Below are 17,233 nucleotides of genomic sequence, written 5' to 3'. Positions count from 1 at the left end.
TGTAGATCATGAGTAATACAGAACCTAATTTTTTTGCCGATGAATTTTTACTGGATCACTATGTAGGTAAAACGCCTCTGGTTCGTTTACAGCGTTTAGCCAAAAATAGCCGAACGACAGTATTGGCAAAACTCGAGGGTAATAATCCCGCTGGTTCTGTGAAAGACCGACCTGCTTATAATATGATTATGCAGGCTGAAAAACGCGGTCAGATTAAACCTGGCGACACTTTAATTGAAGCCACCAGTGGCAATACTGGAATTGCACTGGCGATGGTTGCCGCGATGCGCGGCTATAAAATGAAATTGATCATGCCCAATAACATGAGTCAGGAACGTAAAGATGCGATGCTGGCTTATGGTGCGGAGTTAATTGAAGTGACTCAGCAACAAGGCATGGAAGGCGCACGTGATTTAGCTTTGCAAATGCAGACCGAAGGTCAGGGTTTAGTCTTAAATCAATTTGGTAATCCTGATAATGTCGAAGCACATTACTTAACCACTGGCCCTGAAATCTGGGAACAAACAGGTGGTAAAATTACCCATTTTGTCAGCTCGATGGGAACCACGGGTACCATCATGGGCGTATCCAAGTACTTAAAAGAGCAAAATCCAGAGATTCAAATCGTGGGTTTACAGCCTTCTGAAGGGTCTAGTATTGCGGGAATCCGCCGTTGGCCAAAAGAATATTTGCCGACAATTTTTGATGCATCTCGCGTAGATCGTATTATCGATATTCCACAGATTGAAGCTGAAAAAACCATGCGTCGTCTAGCGCGTGAAGAAGGCATTAGTGCAGGAACATCATCGGGTGGTGCGGTTTGGGCATCGCTCAAAATTGCAGAAGAACAGCCTGATGCTGTGATTGTCTGCATTATCTGTGACCGTGGCGATCGTTATTTATCAACAGGTCTGTTCTCTGTGCAAGATCCTGAATAAACATTTTAACGAGTACTATTTAGAGATTATTATGCGCTTTCCGACACTGGTTTTTGATATTGAAACCTTGACCGATTTAAAGGCGGGGGCGCATTTATATCATTTGGATCTGCCTGATGATGATCTGGAACAGGCGCTGAGCAAAATTCGCCGTCAGGAATCTGGCATGGATTTTCAGCGTTTGCCCTTACATGAAATTGTCTGTATTTCTGGTTTATGGGTGGATGAGCATGGTTTAAGGCTGTTTTCCTTTAGTCAGGAACATTATTCTGAAGCTGAGATTTTAGCCAAATTTCTCTCTATTTTTGATAAACGTCATCCGAACTTAGTCAGTTGGAATGGTTCGCAATTTGACTTGCCTGTGATTCTGTTTCGCGCCATGTATCATGGTTTGTCTGCACCCAGTTTATTTGATCAGGGTGAGTTAGATACGCAAAAGCGTTATAATAACTACCAGAATCGTTATCATCATCGGCATATCGATGTGATGGATGTCATGGCAATGTTTAATGGTCGCAATTTTCAGAAATTGGACGATATCGCATGTTTGCTTGGCTTTCCCGGAAAACGTGGAGAATCGGGTTATCATGTACCAAGTTATGTTCAACATGAACAATGGCTGAAACTGACCAGTTACTGTGAAGGTGATGTACTCAATACCTGGCTGATTTATCTACGTTGGTTGTTACTCAAGGGTCAATTGTTGCCACAGGATCATGAACAGTGGATTCAGGCGACCATTCATTACTTACAGCAACAATCGCAACACCATGAATTTTTACAGGTTTGGCAACAGGCTAGTCATCATACTCCATTCACGCAACATTATTTTTCTTCAAACTCTCACGACTCATCACCCAACTCATCAAATCATTAGGTCTTCTCTTGAAACACGCCACTAAACCTTCTGCTCAATCTCCTGTGTACACTTTTCAGGTCGAGTCCTTATCGCATGAGGGGCGTGGTATTGCGCATTTTGGAACAGATGTAGAACATCCTGAAGCCAAAACAGGTAAAAAAGTTTTTATCCGCTATGCGCTGCCGAGTGAAATCGTTCGCGCCAAAATCACGCATGAAACCAAACGTCTGGAAGAAGGGGAAATGCTCGAATTGTTGAGTGAACCTTCTTCATTGCGTGTAGCCCCGATTTGTCCTCATTATGGCATTTGTGGCGGTTGTAGCATGCAGCATATAGATCCGAATGAACAGATTCAGTTAAAACAGAATGTATTGAAGTCACATTTGCAACATTTTGGTGGATTGCAAGCGACGCAGTGGTTGCCTCCTTTGCGTTCAGCGCAGCAGGATTACCGACATCGGGCGCGTATCGGTGTGCGTTATTTGCCTGCCAAAAAGCAGTTAATAATGGGCTTTCGGGAGCATCAAAGTAATCGTTTAATCTCGATTGGTACTTGTCCAATTCTGCAAGTATGGTTGTCAGAGGCTTTACCTGAATTAAAACAATTACTGCAAAGTCTAAAAGGCAAAGGCAGTATTGGTCATATAGAGTTGGCGATGGGAGATTCAGAGATTGCACTCTTGGTTCGCCATGTCGAGCCGCTCGCTCATAACGATATAGATCAACTACTGGGTTTTGTAAAACAAAAAGGTTGGCAGCTTTATCTGCAATCTAAAAGCTTTGCGAGCAGTTTAAAACGCGTGGATGAACAAGCAGAGATGCGTCTGCATTACAGCTTGCCTGAATTTGACTTAAATTTTGCGTTTTCGCCGCTTGATTTTACGCAAGTTAACCCAAGTGTAAACCAACAGATGGTACAATTGGCATGTGAATTGCTACAGCTACGACAGGGTGAGCGCGTGCTCGATTTATTCTGTGGTTTGGGTAACTTTACTTTACCGCTGGCACGTTGTGTTGGAACAACTGGGCGAGTGGTGGGAGTAGAAGGTAGTGAGGACATGGTACAACGTGGAACAGAAAATGCGAAACGTAATGAAATTTCACAAGTTGAGTTCTATTCACAAGATTTAACAAAAGATTTTTCGCATCATTCTTGGGCAAAACAGGGATTTGATGCATTATTGATAGACCCTCCACGTGCGGGTGCATATGAAGTTATGCAGTACATTCCGAACTTTGGAGCAAAAAGAATCGTTTATGTATCGTGTAATCCAGCAACACTGGCAAGGGATGCAAGTGTACTGGCTGAGCATGGTTACCAATTAAAAAAAGCAGGGGTGATGGACATGTTTACTCATACGGGTCATGTTGAATCTATTGCTTTATTTGAAAAAATGAAAGAGCTAAACGATTAAAAATGAGTATCACCATAGGAGAATGGTATGGTCACAGTACGTGAACAGCTACCTGAACGACTAATTGAGTTGTCAGATGAAACGACTGTAGAACATGCCGAAGAAGCACAACGTGAACTGGCAGCATGGCTGGATCGCGTTCGTGATATTTTAGACGGGGCAGAGCTAACCAAGCTTGAAGAGATTGCTTATCTTATTTTACAAAAAGAGTTGACCCTAAATACGCACCATTCATCCAATACCTTTTCAACAGGCATTGGAATGGCTGATATTTTGGCACATTTACATGTCGACGAAGATACTCTGTGTGCAGCGATGCTGTACCGTTGTGTCCGTGAAAATGTCATTATACTGGAAGAAATTCAGAAAAAATTTGGAGAGCAGGTTTATAACCTCGTCAAAGGCACTTTGGCGATGGGTAAACTGTCTGAATTAATTGAAAAAAACAAACGTCTTGAAGATCACTTTAATAACAATCAGCGCGAACATTTAAGTGGCATTTATAAGATGCTGATTTCAGTGACTGAAGATGTCCGTGTTGTATTGATTAAATTGGCGGAACGTACACTGGCATTACGTGAGCTGGCGACGTCATCTCGTGAACGTCAGGAACGTGTAGCACGTGAAATTTTAACCATTTATTCTCCTTTGGCACATCGTCTGGGAATTGCCCAACTGAAATGGGAACTGGAAGATTTAGCATTTCGCTATTTAGCGCCAGATCGTTATAAAGAAATTGCATCTTTACTTAATGAAAAACGTCTTGAGCGTGAGCATTACATTCAGTTTGTGATTGATAAGCTCAAGACTGAGCTTGCGGAACATGGGATTGAGTCTGAGATTACAGGGCGGGTTAAACATATTTATTCAATTTATCGGAAAATGAAGAGTAAAAACTTAAGTTTCGATCAATTGTATGATATTCGCGCGTTACGTGTTTTAGTCAAGAGCATTCCAGAATGCTATCACTCATTAGGGATTGTTCATCAAATTTGGCGGCATATTCCGCATCAATTTGATGACTATATTACCAACCCGAAAGCCAATGGTTATCGTTCTTTGCATACCGCGGTGATTGCCGAAAATAAATCACTGGAAGTGCAAATTCGTACCTATGAAATGCATGAAGAAGCTGAGCTAGGGGTATGTTCGCACTTTAATTACAAAGAAGGCTCTAAAACCACAGATCATTCTTTTAATCATCGATTACATTCTCTTAGAGCGGTGTTGGAGCATTATCAGGAACGTAATGAAAGTAATGTCCATAAGCATGACGATGAATCAGAAAATTTAGAAGATCTTCAAAATTTTGAAGACTTTGAAAAGATTTATGTGTTTAGTCGTGATGGGGATATTAAGGAATTACCGCGTGGTTCTACCGTTTTAGACTTTGCCTATCATGTACATACCGAAGTGGGTAACAAGTGTTATGCCGCGCGGGTGAATCAGCGTTACGTGCCCCTCACATATGCCTTAAAAACAGGTGAGCAGGTTGAGATTTTAACCAAAAAAGATCGTGAACCGAATCGTGACTGGTTGGTGAACTCTCTGGGTTATATTAAAACTGCTCGTGCGCGTGATAAGTTACGCCATTGGTTTAGACAGCAGGATCGTAGTAAAAATCTGGAAGTCGGTCGTGAAATTCTGAATAAAGAATTGGCACGTTTGGCGATTCATCCAAAAAGTATTGATCTCAACGATTATTCATCACACTTTAACCTGAAAACAGGTGATGACATATTGGTTGCATTGGTCAGCGGTGACATTAGTCTGCATGCCTTGATTAATCAGGTCAATCGTCAAATGCATCTGGACAATGACGAACCTGAACTGGTACTTAAACCGACACTGAATCCGCGTGCTAGTCATACTCTGTCTGCACATGGTATTTTGATTGATGGTCTGGATAATGTCGAACTTCACATTGCCCAGTGCTGTCAGCCTGTGCATGGCGAATCCATCGGTGGTTATATTACGTTGAATCGTGGCGTGAGCATTCATAAAGTAGCTTGCCCAGATTATTTGCGCATGATTAAGAATGAGCCTGAACGTGCAGTTGAAGCAGACTGGGAAATGCAGCCGACTCGTGGTCAAAGTGTGCAGATTGTGATTGATGCCTATGATCGTCGTGGCTTGCTCAAAGATCTGACACAAGTGATTTTTTCAGATCAAATCAATATTCGTCAGGTCAATACCATCTCTGAAGCCGATGGGATTGCCAATATGAAGCTGTTGATTGAAGTTAAAGGCTTGGCACAGTTATCTCGCTTGCTGGCACGTTTAGAGCAACAACCTGGAATTATTAGCGCCCGTCGCTTGGTACAGGGCAATTAAAATTCATATCTGAAACCATGAAAAACAAAGAAGCCCATCTATTTAAGATGGGCTTCTTTATGAATAAGGAGAAGATGCTGAAGAATTAGATCAGCATCTGATGATGATCATTATTCAGAAACTGCATTGCGTTTTTTGACATTACGCATCAAAGTTTCCAGACATTCGCGATGGTGACTTAAACGATGTTCGAGTAATTGAAAATCGACTTTAAGTTTATGATCCATTTGATGAATCTTTTCTGCCATTGCGGCTTTTTTAGCATGCAACTCTTGTTCTTTCAACTTCGCCCAGTCATTAAGTGTCAGAGTAAATGCCTCATACTCTTGAGCAATACGCTGCTTCATTTGAGCAAGGTCAGTGTTGACATCATGACCATAGATAGCCAAATCTTGCTCTGCATATTTAAAACGCATCGCTAACTCAGCTTTTTGAATGTTAAAACTTGGAATACGGCGCAAGTTTTTCGCTAAGCCCAGTTTTGAACATGACCAGATTAGCCATTTGGTTGGGTCATATTGCCACCATTTCACCCCATTACGGTAGTCGTATTGGAAGATATGATGGTAGTTATGATAACCCTCACCCCAAGTTGCAATCGCGAGCCAGAAATTATCACGTGCCGTGTTTTCATCAGTATAAGGACGTTTGCCCCACATATGACACAGTGAGTTAATAAAGAACGTCACATGATGGCTCAAAATTAAACGAACCAGACCACCTAACAGCATGACGCCCCAAACATCACCGACAGCCCAACCCACAGCACCCAGAATGACGACATGAACCGCAATGACCAGTGGAATGTAATATTTGTGTTGGAACATCACCAGTTTGTCATTGAGTAGATCTGGTGCATTTTTGAAATTTGGTTCTGCTGCTGGGTAGTCACGTAACATCCAGCCAAGATGTGCGTACCAGAAGCCTTTTTTGATGGAATATGGATCTTTTTCAATATCGTCTACATGGCGATGATGGGTACGGTGTCCTGAAGCCCAGAAAAGGATACTGTTTTGAACCGCAAAGGTTCCCATAATCATCAGGATGATTTTTAACGGTAAAGTCGCTTCATAGGCGCGATGTGCCCACAGGCGATGATAACCAGCCGTAATACCTAGACTGCTCATACCTAAAAGTACAAACATACTCACCCATGATGCCAAGCTAAAATCATGGTGATAAGCGTAAAGTGGGATCGCAATAACCGCGACAATCGGTAAAAAAACTAAAGCAAAAATTGCAATCCAGTTGATTGGGGCTTGAGTTACGGGAGTATTCATCTCCATCAGCGCTCCTGGAAACCTTTTTGTGAAAGGTTAAAATAGTACTATCTGGCCCTGAAATTATAACGAACATGACGGGCTACGAATTCATCATATTAACATGAGCGAACACATGTTCACTAGCAATATTGTACAAGTGTATTGATCAAAACAGTAACAGAATTCAACAATGTGCTTATTGATTTTATCGCAAGATCCATCATGTTTATGAAAGATAAACGATGCAATCAAATAGGGTAGGCATTTTGTGAGACATTCTTTACGCAACTTACTGTTTTTAAGTGTGGTTTTCGCTTTGGTAGGCTGTCAAAGTACAACAGCACCCATACAAAAAAATAACGGCAAACCAGCGTTAAACGCCCACCATCTCAAACAGTCATCTGTTCAGCCTTCGCGTAAAAGTATCGATGGTGTACAAGATGTGACTTGGCAGATTACATCTGTCCTGCAAAAACGCGCTAAATTTTTTAATCAAATGCCTTTTCTGACATTGAACTCAGCTGTGCAAACCGTTCAAGGCAATACGGGCTGTAATATGATTTATGGTCGTTATACCTATAACTTTGCCTTACAGCAACTTGATCTAGATGTTCGGGCAGGCCACCAAAGTTGCGATGGTGCATTGGCACAAGAAGCTGAGTTGATGGATGTCTTGCAACGTGTGAAACGATTTAAGTTGCAAGGTAATCAGATATTGTTGTTGGATCAAAGTGGGCAAATTTTGGTTCAAGCCCAGAAGAAATAAACCAGTTTGGATCAGTGAAGATTTAATGATCCTAAAGTGCTGCCAACATTTGCTTTGGATAATCCGTGATCAGACCCTGAATGCCTTCATCCTTGAGTTGTTTGGCACGGTCGATATCATTGACTGTCCAAACACTAATGTTTAACTGTGCTTGCTGGGAAAGTTGTAGCATGTCGTGGGTGGCCAGTTGATCCATCCAGCCAATATGACAGCATCCTAGCTTTTGAGCTATTTCAATGGCTTGAGCTTTTATATCTTCTTCAATTAAAAAGCCGCGCTTAAAGTTGCTGTTTTGTTGTTGTAGAGAATGCAGAATTTTTTCATCAAAACTGGTGATGGTGACTTGTTGCTCAAAGCCTTGTAAATATTGAGTTAAGCTTTGGGTAAGTTGTTCAGCATCAGCTTGAGTGTTGACTGCTTTCACTTCAACTTCGATATGATCAAAATCATGTAGTAGATTTAAAACCTGTGTAAGTGAAGGTGTGTATTCAGCTTGAGGCCAATTTTTCCAGTTGTGACGATGGTCAAATTGTTGTAGATCAATATCCTGATCATATACCGAGCCAGCAATACCTGTAGTCCGCAAAAAATTATCATCGTGAATAATCATAAGTTGATCATTGCTGAGTTGACGAATATCAAACTCAACAGCGCGAATGCCTAAGTCTCTTAAATACTGAAAACCACCCAGTGTATTTTCAGGTGCTTCGCCCCGTGCGCCACGATGACCAATGATTTGCATAGTTGAGTTACCCAGAATATGACCTTGTGATTTTAAAATTTAAATCGTGTCATTAATATTACGTTGCCATAACACTTCTGAGCCACCACTTTCACGCTGTAAGGTCCGAGATGCCACAAATAACCAATCTGACAAACGATTCAATAATTGTAATGAGGTGGTTTGAATATTTTGATCGCGTTGCTGGACCGTAATCAAACTGCGTTCTGCACGGCGACATACCGCACGAGCTTGATGTGCATAACTACAGGCCAAGCTACCAGAAGGCAGAATAAACTCTTTAAGCATTGGAAGCTGCTCATTCATCTGGTCAATACTTTGTTCTAAGTACTCAATGCTGGCATCTTGCAATAAGGTATAGTTGGGGATACAGACTTCACCGCCTAAATCAAACAGCCAGTGTTGAATCAGACTTAAATGTTTTTCCCATTTTTCTTTTTGGGTCGAATCTGAATGGGCAATTTGAGCACGTAATACCCCTAAAATTGCGTTCAACTCGTCCACTTCACCCAATGCTGCAATGCGTAAATCATCTTTAGAAACGCGAGAGCCATCGCCCAAACCTGTGGTGCCTGCATCGCCAGTGCGTGTATATATTTTACTTAAACGGTGTCCCATAAATTTTCCTTCAAAAAAAGGATAATGTTGGTCATTACATTATCCTTAAACTGCGCTGTTTAAAATATTTTTATCTATTTTTGTTTAATACGAAAGCGTTACTCCTGCTGAAGCAAGACGACCGCCGTTGATGTAGTAACTACCGCTACCATAGGCTGTGCGATAGTTTGTATCTCCGATATTTTGAATATTGGCGAATACTTGAACATTCTGGTTAATATTGTAATGACCATGCATATCAATGCGTAAGTGACCTGGAACTTTTACATCATCATAGGCGCTATTGTCATAAGAACCATTTGCCATCAGCGTGGTTGAGAAACCATAATGTTCATCTTGCCAGCCAGTAGTTAGACTCACATTCTGACGTGGACGACGGCTCAAGTCTTCATGAGTGTTATCATCTTTGGCGCGAACATAGTTATAACCTAGATTTGCATAAAGATGTTCGCCTTGCCATTTGATATAGACTTCGCCACCTTCCATTTTAGCTTTGTCTACGTTCTCCATTCGACTGCCACTATAGTTAATTAAGTCATCGACTTGAGTAGTATAGAGTGATAGGCCTGTAGAAATGTTGTAGGCTAGTTTTTGGTCAACCCCAATTTCATAAGAAATACTTTCCTCTGGTTTTAACTCAGGATTACCACCGTAGGCATACATGTCATTTAAAGTCGGTGCTTTAAAGGCTGAACCAATATTTGCATACACGCTAGTAAGCGGAAGTAGTTGGTAGCGAATTGCACCTTGAGCAACGGTATGGGTTCCAAATTTTTCATTATCTTCAACCCGTAGACCCAGTTGAGTATTTAAGCCTGCCTGATTATATTGATGTTGGATATAATAACCTGTTGAATCAATATCTTCGCTGTATGGTGTGCCGTAAGAGATTACATCACCATCAATATTGCGATGCGTTACACCTAACAGAATATTTTGATGTGCAGTAAAATTCCATTTCCCATAGAGTTCCGCTTCTTGAGTTTTACTATGAACAAAATCATAACTGTTGAGATAATTAGGATCTTTTTGGTTAATATCATCCTTAAACTGAGATAAACGAGCATTTAACTCGATATCCTCGAGCAATTTTACTTTACCTTTTAAATTAATGACTTCATTTTTAAAATCTTGATTGACCAAGCTGCCATAGTTGTCATAAGCACTATTCCCTTCATTTTGGCTATAATCAACGGAAGCAGCGTAGTTCTCTTTGTCTACACCAATTTTGGTACTAAAACCTTTTTGATCATAAGAAGCATCCGCTGCATTGGCACTGTCTTTAACAGGTGTTCCATCAGTTTCAAGACGCTGACCGCGTACTTGCGCATAAAAACCATTTTCTGCTAAATCTGCACCAACGACAGATTTATAGGTTTTATTTTCGCCGACTTCGCCTGTCACAAAGGCTGAGTTCTTTTCTGGTGTTTTTGAAATCAGTTGAACCACACCAGAAATTGCATCAGAACCATAAAGTACAGAAGCAGGCCCTTTCAAGACTTCAATTTGTTTAATATCTGTTGTATCAATAAAAGGCAAAGATGCCGTTCCCGAAGTAGCTGAGTTTAAGCGAACACCATCCCGTAAAATCAGAGTTTGGTTTGAATTACCGCCACGTAAAAAAATCGATGCAGTTTGTCCATAACCACCACTTTGCACCATATTAATGGCAGCTTCGCTCATTAATAGATCTGGTAAAGATGCAATTGGAGATTGTTCGAGTATTTGAGGTTCAATGATAGAAATCCGCGCAGGGACTTCACTCACTTTCTCCGCACTTTTAGAAGCTGTAACGACAATAGGATCAAGTTTGGTGGCATTCGTTGATTCATCTGCAAATGCAACAGATGAAAACCCCATCGCAATAGCGATAGCACCCACTAAACGAGTAGGTTGTAAAGAAATAGACATGATGTGCTCCATACATTCACCCCACGTGAATGATTGAGTTGACGGATGCAACAAGCAGGTCTCCGGACTTCAATATTATACCTATCAGGGTATTCACATATTCACCTTCCCACATTTGATCATGCAGTGGTGTTAAGCCTAAATTAGCCTAAAAAATATGCTTTACATTGTTACCGTTGCGGGGGCAGTGCTGGAGTTTCACCAGCTTCCCTATGGCGATTGCTTTGACTTGTTGCCATTTGGGCGAAGTATAAAGTCTGGCTGTGAATTAAACAATCTGAATACGATCTATTCACACTAAGTTTTTCCGCAACAGAGAGAAATTGCATTACAATAGCTTTCTTTTTATGATTTATAGATGGCTATAGATCAGGCAACCAAGAGCCATGTCCTTATGCGAACGCGCGCAAAAATTTGCGGTATTACCCGTTCTCAAGATATTTTATCTGTGGTTCAAGCGGGTGCTGATGCCATAGGCTTTGTGTTTTTTCCACCAAGTCCACGTCATGTAAGCCCAACGCTGGCACAGCAACTCATCGAAAATATTCCACCGTATGTTCAAGTGGTGGGTTTATTTGTCAATGCCAGTGCAGCGGAAATACAGACCACACTTGATCGGGTCGCATTGGATGTCATACAACTGCATGGCGATGAAACCCCAGAACAGTGTCAAGAAATTGCGAGAGTATGCAAACGCCGTTGGTATAAGGCCATTCAGGTTAAACCTGATCTGGATGTGATCGCAGAAATTCAGCGTTATCAGGCTGCGGGGGCCAGTGCAATTTTACTCGATGCATGGCATCCTGAACTCAAAGGTGGAACGGGTCATCAATTTGACTGGTCGAAGTTTCCTCAAATAGATATTCCTCTGATTTTGGCAGGAGGCCTAACGCCTGAGAATGTCGAAGATGCGATTGAAATAACACATGCTTACGCGGTAGATGTGAGTGGCGGTGTAGAATCTGCCAAAGGTATCAAAGACCAACAACTTATAGAAAGATTTATGCAAGGAGTCCAACGTGGATCAGCAAAACGCTAGTCAAAACGGTCAGATGGTTGACTATACGCAATATCCAGATGCTCGTGGGCATTTTGGTATTCATGGCGGACGTTTTGTGTCAGAAACGCTCATGGCGGCTTTGGAAGATTTAGAAAGTCTTTATAACCGTATGAAAAATGACGAGCAATTTTTGGCAGAATTCGACCGTGATCTGGCTTTTTATGTCGGACGTCCGAGTCCGCTATATCATGCAGAGCGATGGTCGAAACACTTGGGCGGTGCACAGATTTATTTAAAACGTGAAGACTTGAACCATACAGGTTCACACAAAGTGAACAACACCATTGGTCAGGCATTATTGGCAAAACTTTCAGGTAAAAAGCGGATTATTGCTGAAACAGGTGCAGGTCAGCATGGTGTTGCTACTGCAACGATTGCCGCGCGTTTAGGCATGGAATGTGTGGTTTACATGGGTGCTGAAGATGTCAAACGTCAGGCCATGAATGTCTATCGTATGCGTTTACTCGGTGCAACTGTTGTGCCTGTGCAAAGTGGTTCAAAAACCCTTAAAGATGCCATGAATGAAGCCATGCGTGACTGGGTCACCAATGTTGACAGCACCTATTATGTGATTGGAACCGTGGCAGGGCCGCATCCGTATCCGCAATTGGTACGTGATTTCCAATCGATTATTGGTCGTGAAGCACGTCAGCAAATTCAGCAGCAGGCCGGTCGTTTACCCGATGCTCTGGTGGCTTGTGTAGGTGGTGGTTCGAATGCAATGGGCTTATTCTATCCATTTTTGAATGACTATGATGTCAAAATGTATGGTGTCGAAGCGGCAGGTTATGGGGTCGAAACAGGTAAACACTCTGCGCCACTCAATGCAGGGCATATTGGCGTACTGCATGGTAATCGGACTTACTTGATGAGTGATGCACAAGGTCAAATTATAGAAACGCATAGTATTTCAGCAGGTCTAGATTATCCAGGTGTAGGCCCAGAACATAGTTTCTTAAAAGATATGCAACGTGTGCAATATGTGCCAATCAACGATGACGAAGCCTTACAGGGCTTCCGTGATTTGACCCAGATTGAAGGAATTATTCCTGCACTCGAAAGCTCTCACGCAATGGCTTATGTCACTAAATTGGCACCAACCATGTCGAAAGATCAAATTATTATTGCGACCGTTTCAGGTCGTGGTGATAAAGACTTGATGACGGTTGCCCGTGTCGATGGCGTGGAAATGGTTGAAATGTAATCTTCAACTTATTTGTTTTTAGGATTTAGGCTGCCGATCAGGTGGCCTTTTTCTTCAACAAAAGAGAATAAAAATGTCAAATCTATTTGTGGTTATGCTCGGTGGTCGTCATGCCCGTGCCAATACCGAAGTGCATGATGTGGTCTTTGCCATCGGATCTTCGCTAGAAGACATCACGCCGCAACTGAAACAAGCATGGTTTGGTGAATTAAAAGGCCTACACATCGATGCTTGGATGAAAGTGAATGGTGTAGAGTCAGAAGGTCTATCTTATCAGCTCCATTTCTCTCATGCTGCACCTGCTGCAAAGGATCAAAAACTATATTTGATTAATCTAGGTGGCTACGATGCACGTGAATTTGGCGAATTACATCGTTATGTTTTGGTGGTTGCAACCGATGCAACCATAGCTAAACAACGCGGTAAAGCTTATATCAATCAAAAATGGCAAAAAGCCCATACCGATCGGGTGCTTGAGGTGGATGATTGTTTAGCGATTGATTGTGTGCATGGATGTTATATTCATTTAGTTCAAGGCTCATTTGCTCCAAATCATTGGGAAAATACCTATCTCACTTTGGCTTAAATGTTCGGATCTCAAAATAATCGTGTAGAAAAACAATATGTTTTTCATCTATAAGTGAAAATTGTGTAAAATTTGCACGTGTGTCCTGATTTTTAAATGGATCATTTAAACGGATAACTGAAAATGGATTTAATACAAGAAAGTGGCCAACCACGTTATGGTCGTTTTAAGGAAATTCCGAGTGCGATTAGCCTCAGTCGATATGTCTATCAATCGCCTTTTGGCAAAATAGAAAAGGGTTGGCGACGTAAACTGAAATATAAGAAATTTAAATTTTGTAGTATTCAGCACGAACATTATTCAATTGGGCTTGCCATCGCCGATATTGCGTGGGCAGGGCATGGTTTTTTTTATATTTATGATCATGCAACCCAACAAGTGCTAGAGTGGAATGCCATTCAGCCTTTGGCGCGTAAAACCCATGTCGATGAGCAACCACAATTTAATCAAAGTTATTTTTACAAAGCACCTTTTGAAATTGAAATGCAACATGCCAATGGTGTGCGCTATGTACGTGTGACCAAATATGGTGAAATTAAACTCAGCGCGCGAATTTTCTGTGCGGGAACGTAACCTTTAAGTTTATGTTCCCCCAATGGTATTAATGGCTGGACCTATACTCAAAAGAAAACCACACTGGCGGTTGAAGGCTATTTTATCAATAAACAAAATCAACTGATTGAGTTTAATGATAAAACCTTTGCGGCTTTGGATGATACCTGCGGATTTTTACGACCAGAGACCGCGTGGTTCTGGCTCTCCTGTAATTTTTGGGATATGCAGGGACAGCGTATTGGTATTAATCTGGCCTCTGGGGTGAATGAAAGTTTTGGGAATGAAAACTGTCTGTGGGTGAATGGTCGTCTTTATCCGCTGAGCGATGTCTTGTTTGAGCGCGTACAAGAAAATCGCTGGCGTATACGTTCTCTGGATGAAAAGTTGCAACTTGAAGTTGAAACGGGTTGGCGACGTTATGAAAATATTAATCTCAGAATGGTGGGCAGTCAGTTTAGTCAGTGGCAAGCTAAAGTGACTGGGCAGATTCAACTCGAACAAGGAAATGTGATTCAGCTCAATACTGAATATGCCTTGCTCGAACAGCATTATGCCAAATGGTAATATTTCGAGTTAACAGCAGGCGTTAATAGCCTGCTTCCCAAAACGCTTGACCTGCTAAAATAGGATCACCAGTTTCTTCGTAGGTTTTGACCCAGACATCGTATTGATGAATCACTGGATGCTGGCTGGGATGAAAGTCAGATTTATACCAGTCCAGATATTCCTTTTTCATCGCCGTTAATATTCCCTTACGACCTAAAAACCACGGTAAGCCTTTACGAAACAATTGCAAACGCTGCCGACCATTAAAGCCGTCACAGTGTAACATCACATTGGCACGATATAACGTAAAGCCGAGCATCAAAGCGGTGGTGATCGCCAGCGCAAATTTACGTGTGACTTCGGGAACTTCTCCGACCTGTTGCATCACGTCAAAAGCCACATCACGATGTTCCATTTCCTCAATCGAATGCCATGCCAACAAAGCCCGAACATAAGGGTGAACCTCTTGCAGCGTTGCTTTTTTGCTATAAAAGGTTTCTGCCATCAATGCAGTCAAATGTTCTGCCGCCGCAGTCATGGCAATATTGTATTGTGGTGAACGTTTGATGAGCTCAAAGCGGAAAATCTTTTTGAGCGTGGTCGTAAATTGCTCAACGGGCATACCTTGCTCTTTCATGAGTTGATTCATTTTGTCATGGGCAATGCCATGCTGAGCTTCTTGTTTGATAAAGTCAGCCACTCTTGCCTGTAAGTCAGGATCCTGAATCTTGTCACGAAATAATCGGACGCACTCGATAAAATAACGTTCGCCATCTGGAAAAGTCAGACTCAGTGCATCAAACACACGGGTTCGAAATGGATCACCTGCAAACCAAAAACGAGGAACATCTTCAAGTTTAAAGTCTAGTTTGCTGCGCACCACGGGATCGACCTGATATTGTACATGGGCATTCATTTGTTTTAATTCTCGGTTGAAACAATGATTTTAGTATGGCGACAATCATCCGTTTTGTTTTGACAGTTGTTGCCATATTTTATACAAATAGCGACATGAGACAAAAAGGATGTCGCAATGTCAGTAAAAATAATAGTGGGATATGTACGCCTTCTGCATCGCGTCTTGCAGCATTATCAACTGGAATCTCTGCTGAGTGGTTCAGAACAACAGTCGCAATGGCAACAATTGACTGATGCATTGAATAACGATGCTGAACAGGGTTTCGATTTAACAGTTTATCTACAGTTGATGAAGCAACTCCAGCGGTATTTTAAACGTCCGATTAGTTTGGTTATGGCTGAACAAGCCAGTTTGCAGGACGCGGGGATGATGGGCTATCTGGCATCCACCAGTTTAAACTTACAACAGGCGATGTATTTGCTTGAACAATATTATCCCTTACTGTTTCAACAAACCAATCTGGAGCAGCTCAAAATTGTGGAGCAGGATCAACAGATTCAGATCATGTGGAGCGCAAATTATCAGGATTATCGTGAAATTTATGAATTGAATTTGTCATTAATCTTTAGAATTTCGAAACTGATTGCGCAGGAACAATTGATCCCGCCTCGTTTGATTCAGTTAGGACTGCCCCCGCATTTCTCATTAAGCCATTATGAGCAGTTTTTTGGCTGTAAAATTCAGCTGTATGTGGGTCAATATAAAATCTGTTTTGATCAACAGGTATTACAAGCACGAAGTTTTGCTGCCGATCAACAACTTAATCAGGTGTTATCCACTCAAGCTAAACAGTCCTTACAACAAACGGATACGTTTGAGCACCGACAGCAGTTATTAAAACAAAAAGTCTGGGGTTTTATTGAACAGGCATTAAAGCAACAAAATGAAGTCATTCAGGATTATGTCGCCAGACAAATGCATTATTCTGAACGAACTTTACAACGGCAGCTCAAATCTTATCAGCTTAATTTTCAGGATATTCTGGACGAATATCGTCTAAATTTAAGTCAAACTTATTTAAAACAAGGACGTTCACTGGTCGAAATTGCGACATTGTTGGGTTATGCCGATCAAAGTGCTTTTGGTCGAGCGTTTAAACGATGGACAGGACAAACACCAAAACAGTTTTTAAAACAACTGTAAGGTAATGAATAAGTCGCGCTGAATCAAATAAACACCCTGAGAATGGACTGAATTTTTTACGTAGACAACTGCAAAAGTACTTGATTCGATCATCCGTTTTTATACCAGATATATCAAACTGCCATGTTTTTTATAAAGCCAGAAATCGCTGCAATGGTCTGCTGATGTTGTTTATATTTTTGTTTTTTAGATCATTTTTAGAATAAATTTTAATTTAATTTCATATTTTATTGCTTGAAAGAACATTAAAAAATAGGAAGCTTTGATCATTGAGAAAAATAGCAAAATATTGATAAATGTACGCTCTGGGTTGTAGGGAATCACAACAACAGCGTACATAGCAACGTGAAGACTGTTCAATGGACAAAAAATAGC

The 17,233-nt window shown here is 41.4% G+C and carries 14 protein-coding genes, 1 pseudogene and 1 riboswitch; of the genes and pseudogenes, 10 read left to right on the top strand and 5 right to left on the bottom strand.

The window, feature by feature from the left end; all coding sequences use genetic code 11:
• The first annotated feature begins 8 nt into the window (after positions 1 to 8).
• From cysM to F944_RS12785, 4 genes are read left to right on the top strand one after another with little or no spacing between them, the layout of a single operon-like run.
• Positions 9 to 938, top strand: coding sequence for a cysteine synthase CysM (gene cysM, locus F944_RS12800; RefSeq protein WP_004991298.1), 930 nt, complete (start codon positions 9 to 11; stop codon positions 936 to 938).
• Positions 939 to 969: 31 nt separating this feature from the next.
• Positions 970 to 1,815 carry a 3'-5' exonuclease gene (locus F944_RS12795; protein ID WP_004991296.1) on the top strand — a complete coding sequence of 282 codons (846 nt, stop codon included), beginning with the start codon at positions 970 to 972 and terminating at the stop codon, positions 1,813 to 1,815.
• An 8-nt stretch (positions 1,816 to 1,823) separates the two neighbouring features.
• Positions 1,824 to 3,212: a 23S rRNA (uracil(1939)-C(5))-methyltransferase RlmD gene (gene rlmD / locus F944_RS12790; protein ID WP_004991293.1), complete on the top strand. Its 1,389-nt coding sequence runs from the start codon at positions 1,824 to 1,826 to the stop codon at positions 3,210 to 3,212.
• A gap of 27 nt (positions 3,213 to 3,239) precedes the next feature.
• Positions 3,240 to 5,546: a RelA/SpoT family protein gene (locus F944_RS12785; RefSeq protein ID WP_004991291.1), complete on the top strand. Its 2,307-nt coding sequence runs from the start codon at positions 3,240 to 3,242 to the stop codon at positions 5,544 to 5,546.
• Between the two features lie 110 nt (positions 5,547 to 5,656).
• Here the strand turns inward: F944_RS12785 and F944_RS12780 are convergent, their stop codons facing one another.
• Complete coding sequence (locus F944_RS12780) at positions 5,657 to 6,826, bottom strand: acyl-CoA desaturase (RefSeq protein ID WP_010588563.1); 1,170 nt, start codon at positions 6,824 to 6,826, stop codon at positions 5,657 to 5,659.
• A 250-nt stretch (positions 6,827 to 7,076) separates the two neighbouring features.
• On the opposite strand from F944_RS12780, the gene F944_RS12775 reads away from it, so the two are divergent.
• A complete protein-coding gene (locus F944_RS12775) occupies positions 7,077 to 7,574 on the top strand; it encodes an META domain-containing protein (protein ID WP_004991286.1) in 498 nt (165 codons plus the stop codon).
• Between the two features lie 31 nt (positions 7,575 to 7,605).
• Here the strand turns inward: F944_RS12775 and F944_RS12770 are convergent, their stop codons facing one another.
• The 3 genes from F944_RS12770 to F944_RS12760 form a co-directional block, all read right to left on the bottom strand.
• The gene (locus F944_RS12770; RefSeq protein WP_004991284.1) at positions 7,606 to 8,316 is read right to left on the bottom strand and encodes a glycerophosphodiester phosphodiesterase; all 711 of its coding nucleotides are present in this window, start codon (positions 8,314 to 8,316) and stop codon (positions 7,606 to 7,608) included.
• A 39-nt stretch (positions 8,317 to 8,355) separates the two neighbouring features.
• On the bottom strand, positions 8,356 to 8,934 hold the full coding sequence (locus F944_RS12765) for a cob(I)yrinic acid a,c-diamide adenosyltransferase (RefSeq protein ID WP_004991281.1): 579 nt from the start codon (positions 8,932 to 8,934) through the stop codon (positions 8,356 to 8,358).
• A gap of 84 nt (positions 8,935 to 9,018) precedes the next feature.
• Positions 9,019 to 10,845: a TonB-dependent receptor plug domain-containing protein gene (locus F944_RS12760; protein WP_004991278.1), complete on the bottom strand. Its 1,827-nt coding sequence runs from the start codon at positions 10,843 to 10,845 to the stop codon at positions 9,019 to 9,021.
• A gap of 36 nt (positions 10,846 to 10,881) precedes the next feature.
• Positions 10,882 to 11,093: riboswitch (cobalamin riboswitch) on the bottom strand.
• 146 nt (positions 11,094 to 11,239) lie between these two features.
• Here F944_RS12760 and F944_RS12755 point away from each other — a divergent pair.
• The 4 genes and pseudogenes from F944_RS12755 to F944_RS12740 all read left to right on the top strand — a co-directional run bounded on the left by F944_RS12755 (position 11,240) and on the right by F944_RS12740 (position 14,814).
• Positions 11,240 to 11,884, top strand: coding sequence for a phosphoribosylanthranilate isomerase (locus tag F944_RS12755; protein ID WP_004991277.1), 645 nt, complete (start codon positions 11,240 to 11,242; stop codon positions 11,882 to 11,884).
• A gap of 13 nt (positions 11,885 to 11,897) precedes the next feature.
• A complete protein-coding gene (gene trpB, locus F944_RS12750) occupies positions 11,898 to 13,109 on the top strand; it encodes a tryptophan synthase subunit beta (protein WP_171063292.1) in 1,212 nt (403 codons plus the stop codon).
• Positions 13,110 to 13,182: 73 nt separating this feature from the next.
• Positions 13,183 to 13,695: a DUF1543 domain-containing protein gene (locus F944_RS12745; RefSeq protein ID WP_004991275.1), complete on the top strand. Its 513-nt coding sequence runs from the start codon at positions 13,183 to 13,185 to the stop codon at positions 13,693 to 13,695.
• A gap of 123 nt (positions 13,696 to 13,818) precedes the next feature.
• Positions 13,819 to 14,814, top strand: a pseudogene (locus F944_RS12740) (DUF2804 domain-containing protein).
• Between the two features lie 22 nt (positions 14,815 to 14,836).
• On the opposite strand, the gene F944_RS12735 reads toward F944_RS12740, so the two are convergent.
• Positions 14,837 to 15,712: a metal-dependent hydrolase gene (locus tag F944_RS12735; protein ID WP_004991272.1), complete on the bottom strand. Its 876-nt coding sequence runs from the start codon at positions 15,710 to 15,712 to the stop codon at positions 14,837 to 14,839.
• Positions 15,713 to 15,829: 117 nt separating this feature from the next.
• Here F944_RS12735 and F944_RS12730 point away from each other — a divergent pair, with 117 nt between their 5' ends.
• A complete protein-coding gene (locus F944_RS12730; RefSeq protein ID WP_004991262.1) occupies positions 15,830 to 16,858 on the top strand; it encodes an AraC family transcriptional regulator in 1,029 nt (342 codons plus the stop codon).
• Positions 16,859 to 17,233 lie beyond the last annotated feature (375 nt).

The organism is Acinetobacter ursingii DSM 16037 = CIP 107286 (assembly GCF_000368825.1).
GTDB lineage: Bacteria > Pseudomonadota > Gammaproteobacteria > Pseudomonadales > Moraxellaceae > Acinetobacter > Acinetobacter ursingii.
The sequence above is the reverse complement of the archived record's forward strand: the minus strand, read 5'-3'. Positions and strand labels throughout refer to the sequence as shown.